This is a genomic window from Plantibacter sp. RU18 (genome assembly GCF_050613355.1).
Taxonomy (GTDB): domain Bacteria; phylum Actinomycetota; class Actinomycetes; order Actinomycetales; family Microbacteriaceae; genus Plantibacter.
Genome location: NZ_CP159618.1, coordinates 4,501,962 through 4,524,190, shown reverse-complemented (window position 1 = coordinate 4,524,190; position 22,229 = coordinate 4,501,962). Strand labels below are relative to the sequence as shown.

At 66.0% G+C, this 22,229-nt stretch carries 19 protein-coding genes and 1 pseudogene; 13 read left to right on the top strand and 7 right to left on the bottom strand.

The genetic code is table 11. The features are described from left to right. Positions 1-33 precede the first annotated feature (33 nt). From ABMA10_RS21520 to ABMA10_RS21505, 4 genes and pseudogenes are all read right to left on the bottom strand, one after another. Positions 34-1,221, bottom strand: a complete 1,188-nt coding sequence (locus tag ABMA10_RS21520) for a GDSL-type esterase/lipase family protein (RefSeq protein ID WP_347869900.1) — start codon at positions 1,219-1,221, stop codon at positions 34-36. After that, a pseudogene (gene tatC / locus ABMA10_RS21515) lies at positions 1,218-1,909 on the bottom strand (twin-arginine translocase subunit TatC). The gene ABMA10_RS21520 and the pseudogene tatC overlap by 4 nt, the downstream one beginning before the upstream one ends. A 122-nt stretch (positions 1,910-2,031) precedes the next feature. After that, a complete protein-coding gene (gene tatA, locus ABMA10_RS21510; RefSeq protein ID WP_347869899.1) occupies positions 2,032-2,274 on the bottom strand; it encodes a Sec-independent protein translocase subunit TatA in 243 nt (80 codons plus the stop codon). A gap of 3 nt (positions 2,275-2,277) precedes the next feature. Then, complete coding sequence (locus ABMA10_RS21505) at positions 2,278-2,607, bottom strand: Sec-independent protein translocase TatB (protein WP_347869898.1); 330 nt, start codon at positions 2,605-2,607, stop codon at positions 2,278-2,280. A 136-nt stretch (positions 2,608-2,743) separates the two neighbouring features. Here ABMA10_RS21505 and ABMA10_RS21500 point away from each other — a divergent pair, with 136 nt between their 5' ends. Further along, positions 2,744-3,535: a hypothetical protein gene (locus ABMA10_RS21500; protein WP_347869897.1), complete on the top strand. Its 792-nt coding sequence runs from the start codon at positions 2,744-2,746 to the stop codon at positions 3,533-3,535. A gap of 74 nt (positions 3,536-3,609) precedes the next feature. Beyond that, on the top strand, positions 3,610-4,428 hold the full coding sequence (locus ABMA10_RS21495) for an IclR family transcriptional regulator (RefSeq protein WP_431030991.1): 819 nt from the start codon (positions 3,610-3,612) through the stop codon (positions 4,426-4,428). Positions 4,429-4,465: 37 nt separating this feature from the next. Here ABMA10_RS21495 and ABMA10_RS21490 read toward each other — a convergent pair whose 3' ends face one another. Genes ABMA10_RS21490 through ABMA10_RS21480 form a run of 3 tightly spaced genes read right to left on the bottom strand, consistent with a single transcriptional unit; the run spans position 4,466 to position 7,209 of the window. Next, a complete protein-coding gene (locus ABMA10_RS21490) occupies positions 4,466-4,837 on the bottom strand; it encodes a RidA family protein (RefSeq protein ID WP_347869895.1) in 372 nt (123 codons plus the stop codon). Continuing rightward, entirely contained in the window at positions 4,834-6,048 is a 1,215-nt protein-coding gene (locus tag ABMA10_RS21485; RefSeq protein WP_347869894.1) for an aminotransferase class V-fold PLP-dependent enzyme, read from the bottom strand. Before ABMA10_RS21485 ends, ABMA10_RS21490 begins: the two co-directional genes overlap by 4 nt. Positions 6,049-6,057: 9 nt before the next feature. After that, complete coding sequence (locus ABMA10_RS21480) at positions 6,058-7,209, bottom strand: amidohydrolase/deacetylase family metallohydrolase (RefSeq protein ID WP_347869893.1); 1,152 nt, start codon at positions 7,207-7,209, stop codon at positions 6,058-6,060. 218 nt (positions 7,210-7,427) lie between these two features. Between ABMA10_RS21480 and ABMA10_RS21475 the strand changes: the two genes are divergently transcribed. From ABMA10_RS21475 to ABMA10_RS21425, 11 genes are all read left to right on the top strand, one after another. Next, positions 7,428-8,453: a zinc-dependent alcohol dehydrogenase gene (locus ABMA10_RS21475; RefSeq protein WP_347869892.1), complete on the top strand. Its 1,026-nt coding sequence runs from the start codon at positions 7,428-7,430 to the stop codon at positions 8,451-8,453. 58 nt (positions 8,454-8,511) lie between these two features. Beyond that, positions 8,512-11,559, top strand: a complete 3,048-nt coding sequence (locus ABMA10_RS21470; protein WP_431030990.1) for a FlgD immunoglobulin-like domain containing protein — start codon at positions 8,512-8,514, stop codon at positions 11,557-11,559. Beyond that, on the top strand, positions 11,556-12,827 hold the full coding sequence (locus ABMA10_RS21465; RefSeq protein WP_347869890.1) for a mandelate racemase/muconate lactonizing enzyme family protein: 1,272 nt from the start codon (positions 11,556-11,558) through the stop codon (positions 12,825-12,827). The genes ABMA10_RS21470 and ABMA10_RS21465 overlap by 4 nt, the downstream gene beginning before the upstream one ends. 70 nt (positions 12,828-12,897) lie before the next feature. After that, positions 12,898-13,614: an NAD-dependent epimerase/dehydratase family protein gene (locus ABMA10_RS21460; protein ID WP_431030989.1), complete on the top strand. Its 717-nt coding sequence runs from the start codon at positions 12,898-12,900 to the stop codon at positions 13,612-13,614. A gap of 225 nt (positions 13,615-13,839) precedes the next feature. Next, complete coding sequence (locus tag ABMA10_RS21455; protein ID WP_347869888.1) at positions 13,840-15,096, top strand: ABC transporter substrate-binding protein; 1,257 nt, start codon at positions 13,840-13,842, stop codon at positions 15,094-15,096. Continuing rightward, entirely contained in the window at positions 15,093-16,079 is a 987-nt protein-coding gene (locus ABMA10_RS21450; protein ID WP_347869887.1) for a carbohydrate ABC transporter permease, read from the top strand. The genes ABMA10_RS21455 and ABMA10_RS21450 overlap by 4 nt, the downstream gene beginning before the upstream one ends. Then, positions 16,076-16,996, top strand: a complete 921-nt coding sequence (locus ABMA10_RS21445; protein ID WP_347869886.1) for a carbohydrate ABC transporter permease — start codon at positions 16,076-16,078, stop codon at positions 16,994-16,996. The genes ABMA10_RS21450 and ABMA10_RS21445 overlap by 4 nt, the downstream gene beginning before the upstream one ends. Before the next feature lie 3 nt (positions 16,997-16,999). Then, a complete protein-coding gene (locus tag ABMA10_RS21440) occupies positions 17,000-18,955 on the top strand; it encodes a hypothetical protein (RefSeq protein ID WP_347869885.1) in 1,956 nt (651 codons plus the stop codon). Then, entirely contained in the window at positions 18,952-19,722 is a 771-nt protein-coding gene (locus ABMA10_RS21435; RefSeq protein WP_347869884.1) for a creatininase family protein, read from the top strand. Before ABMA10_RS21440 ends, ABMA10_RS21435 begins: the two co-directional genes overlap by 4 nt. Beyond that, positions 19,719-21,260, top strand: coding sequence for a beta-N-acetylhexosaminidase (locus tag ABMA10_RS21430; RefSeq protein ID WP_347869883.1), 1,542 nt, complete (start codon positions 19,719-19,721; stop codon positions 21,258-21,260). Before ABMA10_RS21435 ends, ABMA10_RS21430 begins: the two co-directional genes overlap by 4 nt. After that, complete coding sequence (locus ABMA10_RS21425; protein WP_347869882.1) at positions 21,257-22,186, top strand: DUF4432 family protein; 930 nt, start codon at positions 21,257-21,259, stop codon at positions 22,184-22,186. The genes ABMA10_RS21430 and ABMA10_RS21425 overlap by 4 nt, the downstream gene beginning before the upstream one ends. Positions 22,187-22,229: the final 43 nt, after the last annotated feature.

Sequence of the window (22,229 nt, the reverse complement as noted above, 5' to 3'; positions counted from 1 at the left end):
CAAGTATGAATCTAGGTCCCGCCGACCGTCACGTCAAGATGCGGATGGGAGGTTCTGGTGGAACGCAGCACTCAGGTCCTCGCGTGAACGGATCACGTCGACGAACCGACCTGCCATGACGTCGAATCCCTGCTGGGTCGGGTGGAGGCCGTCGGAGAGCAGGTCGACGTCGGCGGGGCCGAAGAGCTCCAGGCCGTCCAGGTGGAGCATCGACTCGCCCGCGGCGGCACGGAGGTCCGCGACCGATCGGACGATGCGACGCGTGTCCGCGAGGGTGAGTTCGTCCTCCCTCGGAGGGTGGCTCGTCGTGCCGCCGAGGGTTCCGTCGTCCCGCCAGACGGTCGGGCCCGGCGTGTCCTCGTGCATCGGGCAGGCGATCGCACTGATCACGATGATCGGCACGCGAGTGTGCCGCTCGCGGATGCGATCGAGGAAGCCGTGAAGAGCCGGCCCGAATGTTCGTGCCGTCATCGCCGCTGCGTTGACGATGTTGATCCCGACCTTCACCGTGACGACGTCGACCTCGATGTCTGCCACGACCTGGGCCACGAACGGATCGAGCATCGCGTTTCCAGCGAAAGCCAGGGAGGTGAAGTCCACCCCCAGCGCGTGCGCCGTCTGCTGGGGCCAGGAGCTCAGCGGATCGTCTGCTTCGACGCATTGGCTGATCGAACTGCCGTAGTGGGCCCACCGGAGGCGAGAAGACGACGGCGGAAGGAGGATCGGCTCGTCGGCTGCGATGGATCGAAGATCGATCCGGGCGTTGTGGGGAAGCCAGATCTCGACGATCCGTGGCTCCGTAGGCCGGTCGTCGAAGGAGAAGATCGCCGACTCCTGAGAGCCAGGCGAGACGGAGACATGGCCGTCTAGCGACTCGATGAGTCGGTCGACGCCCGTGGCTTCGACGCGCGCGATCGTCTGCCGCTCTGGTCCGTCGCCGCGGGTGGCGATCCACAGGGCTCGTGGGATCGATGCGGGTGAGGCGTCGGAGACGTGCTGCTCGACGCGCGCGTCGATCTCCAGGCGATGTGCGGCGGTGAGCATGCGCAAGCGGACCCCCATCGGGAGTCGTACCAGCCGGGCGAGTGAGGTGTTCGGGAAGCTGGGATGAATTCGGAGCGGCAGTCGGAGGGGCGTGACCGCTCCGCCGGCTCGCTCGAGGTCGACCATGCCGACGATGTACGGCTCGAGCGCGGCCGAGTCCAGTCGAGTGCCGGTCATGACCGAACCGGCTCCGGGGACTCCAAGGTCGCGGCCCGCTGCTCGCGTGTGCTCGCGCGACGGTCGTGCAGGTACGCCACGCCGTACGCGGCGAAGTACAGCACCACCATCGGGACGGCGAGCAGGAGCATCGACATGACGTCGGCGGCCGGCGTCGCGAACGCAGTGAACAGCACGATCAGGAGCAGGGCGATCCGCCACCCGTGGATGATCGTCGTCGCCTGCAGGACTCCCACGAAATTCAAAAGGACGAGGAACACGGGAAGCACGAAGGCGACCCCCACCGCGAGTGTGAGTTTGAGGACGAAGTCGTAGTAGGTCGTCGCATCGAGGAAGTTCGCGGCCGCCCCCGGCGTGAACCCGAGCATCAGCTCGACGATGTGCGGCAGCACGAACCAACCCGCGCCGCAGCCGAGGAGGAACAAGGGGACGGCGGCTCCGAGGAAGCCGACCGCGTAGCCGATCTCCCGCCTGTTCAACGCGGGGACGAGGTAGGCCCAGACTGATACAGCCACACCGGACTGGAGAGCACCACGCCGACGGTCAAGGCGATCTTCATCCGGAGGTCGAATGCGCTCGTCACGCTCGTGAAGTTGAGAAAGGCCTCCCCGCGCGTCTCGGCGATCGAGAGCACCGGTGCGCTCATCGCCTCGATGAGCACCTCGGACAGCAGGAACCCGATGACCATGGCGACGATGATCCCGACGGCCGAGATGAAAAGTCTCTTACGCAGCTCGATCAGGTGATGACCGATCGACATGCGCTTCTCCTGGCCGTTCGCCTTCCGGCGATCCGCTGTGCGCATGCGGGTCAGGCGTCGTGGCTGCGAGCCGCGGGGGAGCCGGGGTCGGCTGGGACGCGTTCGACGGTCTCTGGCTGGGGCTCTGACCGCTCTTCGCTCTCCGACTTCATGCTCTTCACCTCGCTCTTGAAGATCCGCATGGACTGCCCGACGCTCCTCGCGAGCCCTGGCAACTTTGGAGCACCGAACAGGAGGAGAACGATGACGAGGATGATGACGAGATGCCATCCCGAGAAGGCGTTTCCGAACATGGGTTAGGTCTCCAGATCTGGTTGGGGTGCAGTGGCGGTGGGCCTGTTCAGCGTCGAGGTCGTTGCAGAGGGGGGCGACTCGTCGTCCAGCAGGGCGTCGCGGATGATTCGTCGGGGGTCATATTGGCGGGGATCGAGCTTCTGCCAGTCGACGTCGTCGAACTCAGGGCCGATCTCCTCTCGCACACGTTCGCGGGCGCCGGTGGCGAGTTCCTTCAGCCCGCGGACGAGTCGGGCGAGGGATGCAGCGGCGGCGGGGAGGCGATCCGGCCCGATCAGGAACGCTGCGAGCACGGCGATGACCAGCAGCTTGTCGATCGTCAGTCCGAACATGGGTTCACATTACTGGACAAAGCCCCGAGAAGCGAGGGTGTGATGTAGGGTTCGTTCAGATATGTGATCGACGTTCTGGATGCCTTCCGAATGATGGTCAACGTCGACGTTTCCCGCTCTCGACTCCGGAGGTTCCATGTTCCACATCGAGTCGTTCAGGGTCGGCACGCTGCCGGCGCCGCGATGGGAGGTGCTCTTCGGTGAGAACGACACCTCCCTCGTCCCGCTCGAATTCTCCATCTGGTTGGTGCGATCCGACGATCACATCGGGATCATCGACGCGGGCCTTCCGCTTGATCCCGCCGATCGCGCAGCGCTCGACGAGGCCAACCGAGGCGTCCACTCGGAGGCCGTGTTCCAGGACCCCCGGACCCTGACCGATGCCTTCGACGCGTTCGGTGTGCGGCCGGACGAGATCGACTTCGCACTCATCACGCAGACCGTGACCTACGCGACCGGCGGCTTGAGCGCTGAGCTCCTGCCGCGCGCGGAGGTCTTCCTCGCGCGCGCCGGGGTCCTCGAGTTCCTCGACGGCGGTCCGGGCCACCCTGCGCCGGCGTTCTACTTCACAGAGCCGTCGTGGGGGGCGTTGCGCACGTTCGGTATCGAGGGGAGACTCCATCTCGTCGACAACACGGAGGACGTGGTGCCCGGTGTCGTGTTCGAGGCCACCGGCGGGCACCATCCCGGCTCTGCTGGCGTGAAGATCCAGACGGCCGTCGGGACGGTGGGAGTGCTGGAGACGGCCTTCACGCAGGAGAACCTGTTGCAGCGTCGACCGATCGGGATCGCTGAAGATGTCGCCACCTGTCGAACCGTCATCTCCCGGTATCTTGCGGAGTGCGATCTCGTGATCCCCATCCACGAGCCTGGACTGGCGGGAAACATGCAGAATATAGTCGACAGACTGTCATCGAGGACGTCGTGACTCGCCTCGGTGTCCAACCATCCGTCCATGCTTCATCCAGCGCTCCGGCGCACTCCAGCAGCGAAAGGGGATCCGTGTCGATCGATGCCAGCACGACCCGAGAACGGCGTCCCGCCGAGCAATCGAGCGTAGGTCCGTCCGGCGGCTCCATCAAATCCGCCGAACGGGTGATGGACCTGCTCGACCTCATCTCGCAGCACGAGGACGGCCAGAGCTTCGGCGCGATCCGCGACGCGCTCGGTCTGCCGAAGAGCAGCCTGCACGGCCTGCTCCAAGTGATGACGAATCGTGGCTACCTCGATCTCGACCCCGACGCCAAGGTCTACCGGATCGGTGTCCGCGCGTGGCAGGTCGGCCGTGGCTTCCTCCTGCCCGATCACCTCGCCGCAGCGGGGAAGGTCTTCCTGCGCGAAGCGCGGGATCAGCTCAACGAGACGATCCAGATGGCGGTACTCGACGGTATCGAGAACGTGTACATCGCCAAGGAGGACTCGGATCAGCCGCTCCGCCTCTTCTCCGAGGTCGGTAAGCGTCTGCCCGCGTACACGACCGGCCTGGGGAAGGTGCTGCTCGCAGCACTTCCGGAAGAAGAGGTGATCCGGCGATTCACGGGGGTGCGTCTGCGCAAATACACCGAGCAGACGATCAGTTCGTTGCCCGAGCTGTTGAGTGTGCTCCGCACGGCCCGCGAACTCGGGTACTCGGAGGACACGGGCGAGTACACGGAGGGGCTGTACTGCGTCGCCGTCCCGGTCATGAACTCTGCTGGGGGTGTGGTGGCGGCGATCAGCTGCTCGATCCCGTCCGCTCGCGTCGTCGACACCGCTGCACTCCGTGACGAGGTGCTGTTGACGCTGCGCTCGGCTGCTGCAGGGTTGACACGGTCGCTGTAACGCCGAGGCGTCGAACAACCGTGTCACCTGCTCCGCGTCACACCACGGCGAGGGCGTCGATCTCGACGAACATGCCCGGCGGAAGCGTGACGTACACGGTGGTCCTCGCCGGATAGGGCGCGTCGAAGAACTCGGTGTAGACCTCGTTCATCGTGGGGAACTGGGACGGATCGGTCAGGTAGATCCGCATGTGCAGCACCTGGTCAAGACCTGCTGCCGATGCCGCCAGCGCCTCTCGGACGTGGGTCAGGGCCAGGCGGGTCTGTTCGGCGACGTCGTCGGGAAGCGACCCATCCGGCAGGAAGCCCGCCTGACCCGAGCTCGCGACGAACGAGCCGATGCGCGCGCTCTGGGAGTAGGGTCCGGCGGGCGGGGGGACGGCGGGCGATGATCCGGGAGTGCGATTCATGCTGGGTGCCTTTCGATGGGGTGTCGGTCGGCGACGAGCCGATCGATGGTCGAAGCGACGGTGTCGGCGAATCGGTCGCCGTCACCGGGGAGGAGCGCCAGGGGGTTCACGGTCAGCACGCCGCGCCAGGCATGATCCTCACCAACGGCGATGGAGGGGTTGCCGGTGGAGAGCGCACGGATGAGCGAGTCGATGTCGACTCCTGTCGAGGTCACGTCAAGGTGCAGGACCGGGACGTCGAGGGACTCTTCGAATCCCCGCGTCGCGGTGATCGCGGTGGAGCGCGCGAGTCGAGCCTCGAGGATGTCGAGCTCGGCGAATCCTGCACGATCGTCTTCACCCGGTGCATTGACATAGCGATCGACCGCGGCCACGAGCCCGGCGATCTGCTCACGCCCGACCTTCATCGATCGGCCGATACCATGACGCGGCGGTGATGCATCGAACCAGGGGCTGGCTGTCCCGTCGCGTTCCCCACTCAGCCAGGTCTGCTCCCGCTCATCCATGTCCTGATGGTGGAGGGCGACGGCCGCGATCAGCTCGGGCTTGCCGCAGAGGAAGCCGGTGGCCTGCGGCGCGCGGAACTTCTTCCCTCCGCTAACGGCGACGAGGTCGGCTCCATCGGCCAAGAACTGCTGCAGGCGATCGATGGGCGGGACGCGGAGGGCGCCGTCGACGATGACGGGGATGCCATGGGCGTGCGCGATCTCCGAGATGGTCTTCAGCGTGAGCAGGTTCCCCGCTGCTCCTGGGCGCACGAGCACGGCGGCCGTCCGTTCATCGATGGCGCGCTCCAGTTCGTTCGTGTGCGTGGAATGCGGGTACCCGATCTCGATGAGTTCGGCACCTGCGGCCGTCACCGCATGATCGTACGGATCGCGTTGCGCGCGTTGGATGATCACCCGATTCGGCATGCCGGCGGTGTTCGGAAGGGCATCGATGCGTGCCGTGTCGGTGCCTGTGAGGGCGACCGCGGTGGCGAGCGTCAACCCCGCAGCCGCACCGGAGGTGATGTAACACGAGGGGACGCCGAGGAGCTCGGAGAGGCGGTGTCCGGCCGCGGCTTGCAGTGCGCTGATGCGGACGCTGACCTGCATGGCCTCCTGCATCGCGGCCCACACGGGTGCTGCGACAGGGAGGCCGCCGAGCCTCGTGGCCGGTCCGACCCCGTTGATCACCGGGCGGACACCGAGGTCGTCGTAGATTCCCATGCTGCGTTCCTATCGAGTCGATGCATCGAGGTCGCTGAAGACCACGGTGCCGTTGCGGATGGTGAAGACCGGTTCGAGCTGCTGCGTGCCGCGGAAGGTGTGTCCGTGACCGTCGGTGAACCCCGTGTCCTGTTCGACCAGTCGGAACCCCGCGATGTCGGCGACCGCGCCGGGAAGCAGCGAACCGACTCCGTCTCGATCAAGGCCGACGACGGAGGCAGGACGGCTCGTCACCGCTGCCATGACGGATTCCAGCGGGAGCCCGAGGGCGAGCATCTTCGACATGGCGTCGGGAAGGCCCGGAATGCTGTCGATCGAGTAGTGGTGCACATCGGAACTGATCGTGTGGGGCGGGAATCCGTTGTCGAGCATCGTGCGCGCGACCGTCGCGTCGAATCCGCTGCCGCCGTGACCGACATCGAAGACGACCCCTCGCTCGTACGCGCGTCGCACCGACGGGCGGGCCGCGGCGTCGGCCACCGCGTTCCCGGGGAAACCTGTGAAGCAGTGGGTGAGGATGTCACCCGGCGCCAGTCGGTCCAGGATGTCGTCGACGGACGCCGGTGCCGGCCCGAGATGGACCATGAGCGGCAGGTCCGTCGCGTCCGCGACCGCCCGAGCACGGCGCAGCGCCTCGACGGCGTTCTCGCCACCGACGTCGGCCGATGCTCGCACTTTGATCCCGACGAGATGCTTGCGGTGCTCCGCGACGGCGGCGATCGCCGCGCCTGTGTCGCAGTAGTCGAGGGTGCGGAGCTCCCCGCTGAGACGGAAGCTCGTGATCCCGATGCTGGCGATGTTGAGGAACGCGACCACGCGGGTCGCTGCGCGGGCGATGGTCGTCTCCGCGAAGGCGCCGAACAGGTGGGCGCCGGCGCTGCCCGCGTCGACCATCGTCGTCACACCGGTCCTCGCCCCGAGGGCGTCAGGCGCCACGCCCGCGTCCTGCCCCTGGAAGATGTGCGTGTGCAGATCGACGAGTCCGGGAACGATGAGGAGCCCGGTGGCGTCGATGACGATGTCGCCACCGCCCCCAGCCGCGGGCAGGTCTGCCGACAGACGGCCCTCGTCGACGACGAGTCGCGCGATGTCGAACCGTCCCCGAACGGTGTCGAAGACGGAGCCGTTCTCGATGACGACTGACGGGATGGTCTGTGGCATGACACTCCGTGGTGAGGATGGCCGTTCGGGCGTCGTCGACCAGGCGACGAGTGTTGCAAACGCTAGCAGAGCTTCGTGTATATGAATCTCATTTCCGCTACGTGAACAGAAAGTTGTCGTCGATGTCCGGGAAAAGCTGCGGTCGGCGCATTCGGTTCGCTAGGCTACCGCCAGTTCACAAAGATGTCTGCTAGTTCATATACATGAAAGAAGTTGTCGTGAAAGTACTCGTCTACCACGGACCGAACCGCCTGACGGTCGAAGACCGCCCGGATCCGTCCGTCGGCCCCGGGGAGGTGCTGGTCGACGTCATCGCGACGGGGATCTGCGGGTCCGACCTCCACGGCTACACGGGGGAGAACGGTCGACGAGTACCGGGACAGGTCATGGGCCATGAGACGGTCGGCCGCATCGCGGTGATCGGTGCGGGCTCGACCGCAGGCCTGCAGATCGGCGACCTCGTCACGATCGACCCGGTCCTGGGCTGCGGGACCTGCGCCGCCTGCCTCGACCCGGGAGACACGATCTGCCCGAACCGTCGCGTGATCGGTGTCGATCCGCTCATCATCGCGGCATTCGCCGAGCAGATCGCCGTGCCCTCGAACAACGTCGTCGTCCTTCCCGCCGAAATGCCGGTCGACCTCGGCGCACTCGTTGAGCCCCTCGCCGTCGGATACCGAGCCGCATTGCGCGGCGGGGTCGGGCCGAGCAGCGCGGTGCTCGTTATCGGCGGTGGGCCGATCGGACAGGCTGCAGCGCTTGCCGCGCGCAGGCTCGGCGGTGATGTCGTGGTATCGGAGATCTCGGAGGCTCGTGCAGCACTCGTGATGCGCCTCGGGTTCCCCGTCGTGAATCCGGCGGAGCGCGACCTGGCCACCGCGGTCGAATCGACGTTGCGCCGGCGCCCGGACGTGGTCATCGATGCGGTCGCGCTGAGCGCCACGCTGTCTCAGGCGCTCGACGTCTCCTCGGTCGGGGCGACGATCGTGATCGTCGGCATGGGCTCTCCGCGAGTCGACCTCGACGCCTATCGGATCAGCACGGAGGAGCGGACCGTGGTCGGGAGTTTCTGCTACACCGCGGCGCAGTTCCGCAGCACTGCCGCCTGGGTTGCAGCAAACGCCGCTTCGCTTGAGCCGCTCATTGACGGGTCTGTCTCGCTCATCGGAGCGCCTCGGGCATTCGCGGATCTGGCCGACGGCACCAGTGACGCATCGAAGATCCTGGTCCGCATCGGAACCTGACGCTCCACGTCCGCCCCCGCATCCAACCCCACGAGTCACCACGTCTGGAGAACATCGCATGAAACGATCATGGTTCGCGACGGCAGCCCTGGTGGGCTTGATCCTCGGGGTGGTGAGTGTACCTGTCGTCACTCCACCCGAGTCGGCGACGGCCGCGACGACTGATGTGCAGGACGCGTCGTTCACGTTGTACAACAGTGCATTGCTCAGCGGCGACGCAAGCGCATCGGATGGTTCGGTCGCCCGCGTCGCGAACGCCGGACTCGGCTGGAACGTCCAGTACCGCCAGGGGGATTTCAGCTCCCTCGTGGCCGATCAGGCGTATGAGGTCTCGTTCCGGGTCAAGGTCGAGCATGCGTCCGCTGCTCCGACGGGGGAAGCGTTCAGCGTGGGCGCGTACGACGGGACAGCTGGTCAGTTCCTGTTCCCAAACCGCGTCATCGCGGCTTCCGAGACGGCGGACGGGCAGTGGGCGTTGTACCGCCTGGGCATCTACGCTCCGACGAACTCGGCGAACACCATCGCGTTCTACGTCGGGAGCGTGGACAACGCAGCCCAGGTCTCCGAACTGTCGGTGGACTCTCTCAGCTTCACTCCGTATCACCCGTACGTGGTCGAAGACGACGACTTCGTTCTATACAACGGCGTCCAGGCGGAGGCTGAACCCACCGCTGGTGATGCAAGCGTCGTGAGGCTCGAGAACGGCGCCACGCCGTCGTGGGATGTCCAGGCGAACATCGACGGCGGTGCCATCGATGCGGACACGCCCTATACGGTGACCGCGGCGATCCGGATGGATCGGACGGACTACCTGGGCTCCTCCGGCGACATGTTCACCATGGGTGTCTACGACGCGACGGCGGGCGTGCACCTCATCCCGCCCCACACCTTCCAGAGCCCGCGGGATGACGAGAACGCCAAGTACAACTTCGTGTGGACGGTGCCGTTGCCGGCCTCGATCTCCTTCGACCCGACGCACGTGAACCGGGTCTTCTTCGCCAAGGTCGACAACGCCGCGCAGTATCCGGCGGTCCTGATCGACAGTGTCACACTTACTCGCGCGACCGTGTCGGATGCGTCGCCTCAGCAGGTCAGTGCCTACCCGTACCAGATCAGCCCCTCGAGTTCTGCCGGGATCAATGATGGAACCACGGTCAGCTTCACCGTGCCCGGTTCGCAGCTGACCACAGTCCGGATTCTCGACGGATCCGGGGTGCTGGTCCGCACTCTCCTCGACAACACGTCGGTCATCGACGGCGGTTCGGTCGCCTGGGACGGGAAGGACGCCGCAGGCAACCCGGTCACCGACGGCACCTATACGGCGCGCGTCAGCTACGGAGCGACGACCCGCGATGCGAGCATCCGGTCGGTCCAGGGCGTGGCGCTTGCAGAAGCACCCGATCTGCACCCGGAGGAGCTGTTCCCGCTCGGGGTCTGGTACGAGGGTGCGATCATCCCCAAGAACGTCGCCGATGCGACGACCTATGCGGCGACCACCTTCGCCGACATCGCCGCGGCCGGAGCCACCGACGTCATCATCAGCAACTTCGATGTGACGCGGCCGGCCGTCACCGGAGCGATCCTCGACCAGGCTGCTCTGCACGGACTGACCGTCGTCGTCAACCCGCGATGGTGGGACGTCATCTACAGCGACCCGGTGAACAGCGACGAGTTCGCAATGCAGGCCCGGGTGCAGGCCATCGTCGATCAGGTGAAGTCGAAGAGCGCGTTCGCCGGCTACCTGTTGTACGACGAGCCACCGCACGGGAACGACAAGCTGCGAGACACCATCGGCAAGCTGAAGAAGCTCGTCGAGACGGCCGACCCCGATCACACGGTCATGGTCGACCTCAGTGGGGTGCACAGTGCTGACAAGTATTTCTCGTCCCTCGGTCTCCAAGCGATGACCTCTGACCCCTACGGTGCCCTCTGGGGTCGGCCGGCCGGTGACTACACCGACATCGGTTACCCAGGGCTCGACTATGAGGTGCTGCTCGACTTCCTCCACCTGCAGACGAAGGAGGACATCACGAGCGCAGCGCCGTTCTGGACGATCCTGCAAGCGTTCGAGCAGCCGGGTTGGTACCGGGATCCGAGTGACGCCGAGATCACGTCGATGACCTACGAGGCGATCGGGCATGGCGCGAAGGGTTTCCACTACTTCATGTACCAGGCCACGAACGCCTGGAACGGCATGATCGATCCCGACGGGAACCACACGGCCCGTTACGACATCATCCAGCAGATGTTCACCGAGCTCACGGATCTGCAGAGCGTCATCCAGAACATGACACGCGTCACGAACGTGGCTACGGCCACCGGTGGCGGTGGCGGCAGTGGCGCCTATGCGAACGCCGATGTGACCACCCACGTCGACAACGCGACGGGGGACACGTATCTGGTGGTGGTCAATCACGACGTCGAAGCAGCATCGAACGTCTCCCTCACCATCGATACGTCTGCGGTCGGTTCGGCGATCAGCGGGATCACGGACGTCACGACCGGGGCTCCGATCACCGCGGTCGCCAGCGGGGCGGAGCTCGTCATCACCGACCTGCCGTTCGAGCCCGGTGAGGGGCGGATCCTGAAACTCGCCTCCTCGACGGCGACGGATGTCGTTGGTCAGGACGCCGACTTCACGGTGACCGGCTCGGCGACGAAGGGTGCAGTCGACACGAGCGCCGGTGATGGCTCGACCGCGCTCGAGCCGGTGGCATCCGGCACGACAGCCTGGAACGTCCAGTGGAACTGGGACGCCCAGGAGCTGGAGCCGGGCGTGTCCTACGATCTGTACGCCAAGGTCAAGGTCGGGTTCGCGCAGGACGTCGTCTACGACGTGAACGACTATCCGACCATGTTCGCGCCCACCTCGCCCGCCTTCACCCTGGGCGTCTATGACGGGACGGCTGGCGCGCCCGTGACCGCGGCCGTGACCGTCAGCGGACCAGCGTTGGAGAATCAACTCTGGAAGACCGTCAAGGTCGGGACGTTCACACCGTCGCAGACCGCCGAGCAGTTCGCGTACCTCTCATCGGCTGGGAACTCGGCCGACTACTCGACGATCTACCTGGACGACTTCACCTTCGTGAGGACGCCGACGCCGTGAGCCTGATCGCACAACCTCGAATCGTCGAGATCGAGTCCATTCCCATCCGACTGCCATTCGTCCCCTCCATCGCCCCGTGGACGCAGCTCCACAATCACGACTGGGAGTTCATCGAGGTCGTGCGGGTGCGAACCGATGACCCGGCGATCACGGGCTTCGGAGAGACGCTCGTCTACTACACGGGTGAAGCGGTGAGCGACGAGTGCGCCGCAGCTGCGATCGGGCGGACGCCCCTCGACGTCCTCACCGAGCCCGGGCTCGGTGTGCCGCTGCGAATCGCGCTGTACGACGTGCTCGGGCAGGCGCTCGGCGCTCCGGTGAACGAGCTGTTCGCGAGGCCCATCGTCCGTGACCGGTGCCCCATCTCGTGGTGGAACACGAAGATGCCACCCGAGCTGTTGGCTGAGCAGGCCGCCGACGCGGTGGCCGCAGGGTATCTGTCCCACAAGATCAAGGGCCGTCCGTGGTTCGACATCCGAGAGCAGGTGGCGGCCATCGCCGCTGTCACGCCGGAGGAGTATCGGATCGACATCGACTGGAACTCGATGCTCGGCAGCGCTGGTCAGGCGCTGCCTGTCCTTCTGGAGCTCCAGTCGAGCAGCAGGATCGGCCTGTTCGAGAGCCCGATCAGTCGGGTCGATACCGCTGGTCAGGCACGGCTCCGGGCAGCGGTGTCGCTTCCGCTCGTCGAACACTACGACGCCGCTCTGGCGCCCACCTGGCTCGCCCAGGAGACGCTCGATGGATTCGTGGTCAGCGGACCGAGCCCGGCCGATGTGTTCCGACAATCGGACACCGCGGCGTCGTTCCACAAAGAGGTCTTCCTCCAGCTGTGCGGCTCCGGGGTCACCACGGCATGGGTCGCGCACCTCGGGTCCGTCGTCGAGGCGGCGCGGTTACCGGCGGTGACGGCGATGAACATCTATGAACACGACCTCCTCGTCGAACCTCTGCAGATCCGCGGGGGGCATGTCACCGTGCCGACGCTCCCCGGACTCGGCGTCACGGTCGATGAGGAGCTGCTCGAGCGGCTCAGGGTGCCGCGCGGCTCCCGGCCCGAGCCCTGTCGACGTCTGCTGACCTTCCGTCTCGGCGATGGTCGGACACGTCACTACGTGGACACCCGGCAGCTCTGGGACGACTGCACGACGAACGCCAGCATGCCGGTGCAAGGACCGGGGGCGCGCCTGTCGATCCGCATGGACGATTCCAGCCAGGACTTCGATGATCTGCACCGACGGGCGAAACGCCGTCCAGTATGGGATTGACGATTCACGTGGCGGCCCCGCTGAACACCACCCGGCTGTTCGGTCGCCCCACCAACAGATGGGACACCTCATGAACCTCCTCCTCATCGGCGGCGGCGGCCACCTCGGGCGCCTCATCGGCCCGACCCTGGCCCAGGACCACCACCTGACCGTCGCCGACCGGAGCCCCGGGTTGCACCTGGATTGGGCCGACACCGTCGTGGTCGACGTGCTCGACCAGGACCAGCTCGCAGCGGCTGCGCGCGGCGCGGACCTGATCGTCTACATGGCGATGGGGACGAAGGAGGGCTGGGGTAGCCCCGACTGGGCCCGCAGCCAGTTCGACGTCAACGTGACGGGCCTGTACAACGCCTTGCAGGCGGCTGCGCGCGCCGGTGTCGGGCGCGTCGTCATCGCCGGATCGATGTCGGTCTTCGCCGACTTCCTGACCGCGAAGGAAAACTCTGTGCCCGACGCGGTCGAGGCGTATGGACTGTCGAAGCGGCTCGGAGAGGAGGTCGCGCGGGCGGCTGTCGTGGAACACGGCCTCCACGCGACCGTCCTCAGGCTGGTCCTCCCGACCGCGGACGAGGTCTGGCAGGACAGCACGGACGACAAGCACGCTGAGGTCATGACCACCGGGACGGACACCGCTGCGGCATTCGCAGCCGCGATCAGCGTCGACATCCCCGGATTCACAGCGGTGACGATCACGGGTGACCACGAGCGTCGCCATTTGGACTGGTCGCAGGCGGTGCGTTTGCTCGGCTGGGAGCCACGCTCGCGGCGAGCGACCGAGGCTGACTGATCGCTGCGGTGATTTCGAAACCGAAGCATTGACAGGCACCAGGGCCGTCGATACGATCAGTCCAAATAGCTGACCAGCTGTTCCTATACATGAACTACTTCATCACCGTCGATGATCTCTCTCCCAGTCTCTCATCGGCCCCACCGCACCAGGCTCCACCTGACAGTCGCACCCCGGCGATCGTCAGTCACCACTGCACCGGCCAAACACTCAAGGAGAGCCGTCATGGCGAACACCGCAGGACTTTTCGCACAACACGCATCACGCCGCAGCTTCCTGACCGGAGCGGCCGCCGCAGCCGGCCTGCTGGCACTCTCGGCCTGCTCCACGGGTGGGGGCGCGTCCACCGGCACCATCTCCCTCCTCGCCAACGACTCGGCGGACTGGGAGAAGCAGCTCCGCGACGTGATCACGGCCTACCAGGGTCAGAACACGTCGACCAAGATCAACCTGCTGAACATCGCCGATGGTGAGCAGTACAACACCAAGGTCAAGACGCAGGCTCTGGCGAAGACGTTGCCTGCCATCTACTACGTTCGCACGCTCGAGCTGGCGGCCCACGCGGAATCCGGTTGGCTCCAGCCGCTCGACCCGTTCATCGACAAGACGAAGAACTCGGTGAACCGGGCAGACTTCCAGCCGGCGATGGAAGCGCAGTTCTCCTCCGACGGCACCCTCTTCGCACTCCCCGAGGATCTGTCGGCCTACGGGATCTACGTCAACAAGACGATGTTCGCCGAGCTCGGGATCCCGCTTCCCGCGGCGGACTGGACGTGGGACGTCTACGCCCTGTCCGAGGCCTTTACCCTCATGGAAGGCGGCAAGCAGACGCGTTGGGGTGGATTCGTCAACGGCAGCTCCTGGGGCATGCGGGGCGTCATGAAAGCCAACGGCGGAGAGATCTTCTCGGAGGACGGCTCGAAGGTCATCATCGACAACGACGCCAACATCGTGACGTTCGAGCAGATCAACAACGCCATCAAGGCGGGAGCGGTTCCGAGTTCCGAGGGCCTGCCGACGGGCGTCGATCCGTTCGCCGGTGGCCTCGTCGCCATGTTCATGAACGGCTCGTGGTACGCAGCAGGAGCCAAGGACGCCATCGCCGACCGCTTCGAGTGGGACATCGTCACGCTCCCGAAGGGGACGACCGGCAAGCGGGAGATCGCGACGGCCGGTGGCGGTTGGGGCATGAGCCGCGACGCGAAGGACGCCGACGCGACGTGGAAATTCCTCGACTACCTCGGCTCCGAGGCTGTGCAGTCGACCATTCCGTACCTGCAGACCGCGCCGCTCACGGCACGGACCACCGACCCAGCCCGCGACATCCTCTTCCCGGTCATCGGCGAGGACGCGGCAGCGATCGGCTACCCGCCCCTCTGGGCCAAGTACGAGATCGCCTACGGCAACCGCGTGGCGACACTGATGAACGGCGGCGACCCACGGGAGACCCTCGCCCAGATCCAGGAAGAGACCAACCGGTGACCGCTGCCCTGCCGCCACTCGCCGAGAGCGTCGTCCTGTCTCCGCACGTGGCGGCGGGGCCTACCCGTCGTGGCAGGAAGAAGCCGAGCCCGCATGCACGACGCGAGGCGAGGGCGGGATTCCTCTGGATCCAGCCCTGGCTCATCGGCTTCCTCCTGTTCTCGGCGATCCCCATCGGCATCGCCATCTACCTGTCCTTCACGGACTGGTCCGGTGGTGGGGCGCCGGTCTGGATCGGCGTCGACAACTACGTGAAGATCTTCACCGATGACCCGCTGTTCTGGCAGTCGCTGAAGGTGACGTTCATCTTCGTCGCCCTCTACCTGCCGCTCAGCTTGATCCTGGGGCTCGGCATCGCGATGCTCATGAACCAGAAGTTCGTCGGCATGGGCGTCTTCCGCACCATCTACTACCTGCCGTCGGTCCTGTCGGGTGTGGCCGTGACGGTGCTGTGGGGCTTCGTCTTCCATCGTGACTTCGGCGTCATCAACGGTGCGCTCGCGCTCGTCGGCATCGAACCGATCCCGTGGCTCACCAGCCAGACCTGGGTCATCCCCGCCATCGTGATCATGCAGCTCTGGGCGGTCGGATCGTCGATCATCATCTACCTCGGCGGCCTCCAGGGCATCCCGACCGAACTGTACGAGGCGGCCGGGCTCGACGGAGCAGGCTGGTGGGCCACGTTCCGCGCCGTCACACTCCCGATGATGTCTCCGGTCATCCTCTTGCAGATGATCCTGGGTCTGATAGGCACCTTCCAGATCTTCACCCAGGCCTTCGTGATGACCAAGGGCGGACCGGACTACGGCTCCTACTTCTTCTCGCTGTACATCTACGACACGGCGTTCAAAGACCTCCGGCTCGGATATGCCTGCGCACTGTCGATGATCCTCTTCGCGATCATCCTCATCATCACTGCCATCGTCTACGGGACCTCAGGCAAATGGGTATTCTACGCCGCCGACCGAGGAAAGAACCGATGACCGTCACCACGAAACCTCAACCTCCGAAGTTCGTCGTGCCGGGTCTCCCCGCACCGATCGAACCAGCGCCCCGCCCGAGGCAGACCCGCTCGGCTCGCCGCCGGATGATCATGCTCATCACCTACGCGGTGCTCGCCATCGGCTGCATCATGTACATGGTGCCGTTCTTCTGGATGCTCAGCACCAGCCTGAAGACTCCCGATCAGGTCTACCAGTACCCGATCAAGTGGCTGCCGAACCCAGTGGACTGGGCGAACTTCGCGGACATCTTCATTGAGGCCCCGTTCCTCACCTACACGCTCAACACGATCTTCCTCACCGTGTTCGGTGTGGCCGGGAGCGTCATTAGCAGCGCCTTCGCTGCGTACGGGTTCGCACGGTTCCGGTTCCGCGGTCGTGAACCGCTGTTCATCCTGATGCTCAGCACGATGATGGTCCCGATCTGGGTCACCGTCGTGCCGTCGTACATCATCTTCAGTAACATCGGCTGGATCGACACCTACCTGCCGATCCTCGTGCCCGCCTTCTTCGCCGCACCGTTCAACACGTTCCTCCTGCGCCAGTTCTTCATGAACATCCCCTTGGAGCTCGACGAGGCCGCGCGGCTCGACGGTGCAGGTTCGATCCGCATCCTGTTCACGATCATCCTGCCGCTTTCGAAGCCTGCGCTCATGATCGTCGGGTTGTTCGCCTTCCTGCAGTACTGGAACGACTATCTGGGGCCGCTCATCTTCCTGCAATCGCAGGACAAGTTCCCGCTCTCGCTCGGCATCAGCAACTTCGTCGGTGCTCAGAGTCAGAACTTCCCGCTCATGATGTCCGCGACGCTGTTCTCGATGCTGCCGTGCATCGTCCTATTCGCCGTTGCGCAGAAGTGGTTCATGCAGGGCGTCGTCGTCTCCGGCGTGAAGGGATAGGCGATGGCACCCGTGAAACACGTCTGGATCGAGCTCATCGGGTTCGACTGCTCGTCGCCCGACTTCGGCGTCGCTGCCGTGCTCGAGGACATGGGAGACCGGCCCGAGCTGTTGTCGCTCCTGCTCTTCAGCGCGGAGTTCGTGCATGCGCACCGGAACGACGACGATGGCCTCATCCCGTCGGAGTGCACCTCGTACGCGGCGCGGCCGTCCAGCCTGCGGGGCTCTCGTCAGGAGTGGACCAGGGCACAGCTGCGCGGTCTCATCCGAACGTTGCAGTCCGCCGACATCAGCGTCTACTTCGCGGTCTTCGACCTGCACCAGTTCCAGCTCGACGGCGACACGAGGCTCAGCGTCTGGAACCTCGAGCACCCCGAGCTCACCGTCATCGATCGCACCGGTGCGCGGCGCGAGGGCCTCCTCAATCCGCTTGGTCGGTTGACTGACGGCACCCAGTATGTCGAGACGTTCGTCGCCGGCCTAGCAGCCGTCTTCGAGTACTACGGCTTCGACGGTCTCCACGGAGCGGACGGGTTCTCGAGTCCGCGTCTTCCACTCTGGGCGGCCGATTACTCCGAAGACATGATCGGTCAGTTCGAGGAGCGGCAGACCATCGTCGTCCCGGCCGGAACGACCCCCGAGCGTGCCGAATGGATCTGGTCGGAGGCCCGCCTCGAATGGATCGAATTCAGCGCGCAGCGGTGGACGGAGTTCTGGGGCGCCGTCGCCGATTGCGTCCACGCCTTCGGCGGCGAGGTCATGCTCAACAACGCCTGGATGCGGGATCCGTTCGAGGCGCTCTATCGCTTCGGCGTCGACTACCGGCGCCTCGCCGCAGCGGGCGTGGACCGCTTCGTCCTCGAGACCGTCGCCGCAGGGGTCGAGCTCCTCGAGGAGACCACCCACCCGCCGATCCACGCACAGATGGCCGCGGTCATGCTCGTCAGCGCCCACCTCCCGGGCGTCCCGCTGACCGGCCTGGTCTCCGTGCACGACTCCTTCGAGCAGTGGGACGTCGTTCACACCGCTCCGGCGATGCTGGAACGAGACCAACGGATCCTCACCGCGATGCGCTCGAGCGCCGCGGGGAATCCGGTGAGCGCGGGTTGCCTCGACGCGAGCCTGTACTGCTTGGCGGACGGGATCTCCGCCGATATCTGGGCCGACCTCGACCGCCTGAGGAGCACGTGCGGCGCCTCGTCGACAGGACCAGCCGGCTACACCCTGCTCTACTCGCCGGATACGCTCGACGCCGAGATCGCGGGCTTCCGGTCCGATCGCGTCGCCAGCACGCACAGCGTGCTGAGCGCCCTGTTCCGGGCCGGCGCCGTCATCGGTTCGATCGCGCCGATCGCCGACCATCGCATCGTCGGAGGACCGATCCTCGTGCTCCGACCCGACCTCTACCCGGACGAACTGATCGATGCGATCTTCGAGACCCATGACGAGGTGGTCACGCTGGGGCCGCAGAGAGCCTCTCCTGCGCTCGAATTCGGCGGTCGCTGGTTGGCGCGGCAGCGGACCGGCGGCGCGTCCGACGTCGTCGAACGGACCGAGGATCAGCTCGACTTCCGACCGGTCGGTGAGCTGGGCGAGCTCATCGAGACGTGGCTGGTCGATCTGCCCATGCAGCTTCCGCCCGCCCGTCTCCTCGACGAGGTCGCCGCCATTCTCCGGCCCGGAGTCGGCGACGGCGGTCCGATCGGAGCGCCCGGAGAGAGCCGCGCGGTGCAGGTCATCGTGCCAGCTGCGTCGCCCTCGGCGATCGAGGTCATCCTGCACAACACCGGATACCGCTTCCGCGACGCGCAGTTCACTGCTGATCATCCGATCGTCAGTGCCCGATCCGCCAGCGGGGACATCACCTTCCCCGTCCGGTTCGACGGCCACACGCTCACGACCAGGGTCCCGCCGAAGGGCGTCGTCTCCCTGCTCCTGCAGACTGAGGACACACCATGACAGAACTCTCCGCACTGACGACCGTCGAGGCGGGCCGGGCGCTGGAGACCGCTGCCGTCGCCATCATCCCGATCGGTGCGACGGAGCAGCATGGCCCCCACCTCGAGCTGCGGACGGACATCGCGATCGCCACGGAGTTGGCCCGGCGCATCGACACCGAGCTTGGGTCGCTGTCGATCCTCTGCCCCCCGATGGCGTACGGCCTGTCGGAACATCACCTCGGGTTCCCGGGCACGCTCACACTGCGTCCCGCCACCCTCATCTCATTCCTCCGCGATGTGTGCGAATCCCTCGTAGCCAACGGCGTCACGAAGGTGATCGTGGTGAACGGGCACGGCGGCAACACTGATGCGACACGACTCGCCGCACGGGAGATCGGACGGGACCTGGGTTGTGAGGTCGCGCACCTCATGTGGGGCCAGCTCGTCGGTGACCTCACACCTGAGTACTTCGAGCCGGGACACCGCTACCACCATGCTTGCGAGATCGAGACGTCGCTTGCGATGGAATGCGACCCGGGGTTGCTCCGGATGGACGCGATCGAGGGGCCGGCGGAGATCGCGCCGCTCGACGGGTTCACCGATCCGCCCTTCGGCCGTGTGGACATACCGCAGCCGTTCGCGTCGTGGTCCGCGAACGGCACGCTCGGGGATCCCCGGCGCGCGACGCCGGAGATCGGGGCGACGCTGGTCGACGCATTCGTCGCTCGGGCGGTCGCCTTCGCTGAGTACTTCGCCGTAGCGACCGCCGAGGTCGGCCACGCATGATCCACGTGGTGCCCCGCCCGACCTCGCTGCATGAGCTCAACGCCGAACCGTTCGTCCTGGACGAATCGACGACGATCAGTTCCGACCCGGAGCTGTCCGATGCAGCAGTCCTCCTCGGCGAAATGATTCGACCGGCGACCAGGCTGCCGCTCCACTCGAGTAGGCGGGGCCGGATCCGGTTCGCTCTGGACGAGCAGCTCGATGCGGAGGCCTACGAGATCATTGCGGATGCCGCTGGAGTCGAGGTGCGCGCATCCGGGCGACTCGGCGCCCTGCACGCGGTCCAGACCATTCGGCAGTTGTTGCCGACCGAGGTCTACGCTCCTGAACCACAGCTCGACGTCGTGTGGGCCGTACCGGCGGTCCGCATCTTCGATCGTCCGGTCCTCGCCTGGCGAGGCGCCCACCTGGACACCGGGCGCCACTTCATGCCGGTGGCGTTCGTCCACCGCTTCATCGACCTGATCGCGCTGCACAAGTTCAACAGACTGCACCTGCACCTCACCGAGGACCAGGGATGGCGGATCGAGATCCCCGCGTACCCGCGTCTCACCGAAGTCGGAGCGTGGCGGATCGGGACCGCGGTCGGTCGGCACATTCCACCGTGGTCCGATGACCCGGTCCATGACGGCATCCCGCACGGTGGTTTCTACACGCGAGAGGACCTGACCGGGTTCGTAGAGCATGCGGCCCGCCTCGGGATCGATGTGCTCCCCGAGATCGAGATGCCCGGCCACGCGCAGGCGGCGATCGCCGCCTACCCCTGGCTCGGCAACGGCGTGGAGGCCGAGGTGGCACGCGGGTGGGGTGTCTCGCCGCACGTTTTCTCCGTCTCCGATCGCACGCTGCAGTTCTGCAAGGAAGTCCTCGAGGTCGTCTTCGACGTCTTCCCGTTCGAGTTCGTGCACCTGGGTGCCGACGAGTGCCCCAAAGAGGAATGGCGAACCAGCACGGAGGCACAGGAACGCATGCGTGCAGAGGGACTCGCGGACGTGGACGAGCTGCAGAGTTGGTTCCTCAGCCAGATCACGGCCTTCGTGCACGAACACGGCCGGCGGGTCATCGGCTGGGACGAGATCCTCGAGGGTGGCCTGCCGCCTGCGGCTGCGGTGATGTCCTGGCGGGGTGAGGGCGGCGGTCTCGCCGCGGCGGCCATGGGCCACGACGTCGTCATGGCGCCGCAGGAGCGCACATACTTCGATTTCTACCAGGGGTCGGAAGCGAGTGAACCGCTCGCCCATGGACCGCTGCTGGCGTTGGAAGCGGTGCGCGCGTACGATCCGTTCCCCGCGGACCTGCCGGAAGATCAGCGATCCCGGGTCCTCGGGTCGCAGTTCCAGCTGTGGAGCGAGTACCTCACCGATCCTCAGCAGGTCGAGTACATGGCGTTCCCCCGGGCCTGCGCGTTCGCTGACGTGCTCTGGGGGACGCCCGACGATGGGACGTTCCTGACCGACGCACTACCGGTGCACCTGCGACGCCTGGATCAGCTCGCGGTCAACTTCCGTCGACCGAGGACAGGCGCGTCCGCGCCGTGAATCCGTCGGCCACGATCCGCGAGGACATCGTGGACGGAGACCGCTGCCTCCGTCTGCTGAACGACCGCCTGGCGATCAGCATCAACGTCGATCACGGCGCTCACCTCTTCGAGCTGATCGATCGCCGCTCGGGAGTCGACGTGCTCTATCAGGACCCGGCTGGATCGAGGGACTACGAGGTCGGTGGCTGGTACGAGCTCTTCCCGAATGCCGGAGTCGCCTGCGTCTTCGAGGGACGACCGATGACCGCGCACGGCGACGTGCAGCATGCTGGCTGGACGGGTGGTGCTGATCCCGCTCGGGGTTCGGACGTCTCCGTGACCCTCGCGAGCGAGAGCTCCGATCTCCCGTTCTCGATCGCGAAGACCATCACCCTGTCGGGGGAGTCCGCCCGGCTCCGGATCGAGGAGACGGTCATCAACCGGTCCGATCGTCGCCTCCCGTACCTCTGGGGTCAGCACATCACCTTCGGGGAAGCGTTCCTCGACGGTGCGGTGATCACGCTCCCACCTGGGACCCTGCGCGGCACCGTGATAATCGGGGATGGAGGGGACGGGCCGATTGCATCGGCCGTGGGTGAACTAGCCGCCTTTCCAACCTCGACCCGTCGAACCGTCGACCTCAGCGGTTTCCCGATGGAACCGTTGCGGGCGATGCTGTTCAGCGATGCCCTTCGAGAGACCCGTTACACGATCGCGAACGATGTCCTCGGCGTCTTCGCGTCCGTCTCCTGGGACCCGGGTGCTTGGCCTTATCTCTGGTTCTGGGCTCATCGGGCTGCGGACGCGGACGGGCTGGTCGCGTGCGCCATCGAACCGCAGGCGTGCGAGGTGCCCGTCCTGAGCGAAGCCGTTGCGGCGGGTCGAGCCCCGATGCTGGAGGCGGGCGAATCCCGGGCGGCGTGGATCGAGTTCGAGCTGCAGTGAGACTGGCGGCATCAGGCTCGAGGTCGCACGACCGATCGCGTCA

Coding starts and splice junctions, on each gene's coding strand:
- ABMA10_RS21520 (WP_347869900.1), bottom strand. CDS start 1,221: ATGACCGGCACTCGACTGGACTCGGCCGCGCTCGAGCCGTACATCGTC.
- ABMA10_RS21455 (WP_347869888.1), top strand. CDS start 13,840: ATGGCGAACACCGCAGGACTTTTCGCACAACACGCATCACGCCGCAGC.
- ABMA10_RS21485 (WP_347869894.1), bottom strand. CDS start 6,048: ATGGGAATCTACGACGACCTCGGTGTCCGCCCGGTGATCAACGGGGTC.
- ABMA10_RS21440 (WP_347869885.1), top strand. CDS start 17,000: ATGGCACCCGTGAAACACGTCTGGATCGAGCTCATCGGGTTCGACTGC.
- ABMA10_RS21430 (WP_347869883.1), top strand. CDS start 19,719: ATGATCCACGTGGTGCCCCGCCCGACCTCGCTGCATGAGCTCAACGCC.
- ABMA10_RS21435 (WP_347869884.1), top strand. CDS start 18,952: ATGACAGAACTCTCCGCACTGACGACCGTCGAGGCGGGCCGGGCGCTG.
- ABMA10_RS21460 (WP_431030989.1), top strand. CDS start 12,898: ATGAACCTCCTCCTCATCGGCGGCGGCGGCCACCTCGGGCGCCTCATC.
- ABMA10_RS21470 (WP_431030990.1), top strand. CDS start 8,512: ATGAAACGATCATGGTTCGCGACGGCAGCCCTGGTGGGCTTGATCCTC.
- ABMA10_RS21445 (WP_347869886.1), top strand. CDS start 16,076: ATGACCGTCACCACGAAACCTCAACCTCCGAAGTTCGTCGTGCCGGGT.
- ABMA10_RS21505 (WP_347869898.1), bottom strand. CDS start 2,607: ATGTTCGGACTGACGATCGACAAGCTGCTGGTCATCGCCGTGCTCGCA.
- ABMA10_RS21490 (WP_347869895.1), bottom strand. CDS start 4,837: ATGAATCGCACTCCCGGATCATCGCCCGCCGTCCCCCCGCCCGCCGGA.
- ABMA10_RS21500 (WP_347869897.1), top strand. CDS start 2,744: ATGTTCCACATCGAGTCGTTCAGGGTCGGCACGCTGCCGGCGCCGCGA.
- tatA (WP_347869899.1), bottom strand. CDS start 2,274: ATGTTCGGAAACGCCTTCTCGGGATGGCATCTCGTCATCATCCTCGTC.
- ABMA10_RS21480 (WP_347869893.1), bottom strand. CDS start 7,209: ATGCCACAGACCATCCCGTCAGTCGTCATCGAGAACGGCTCCGTCTTC.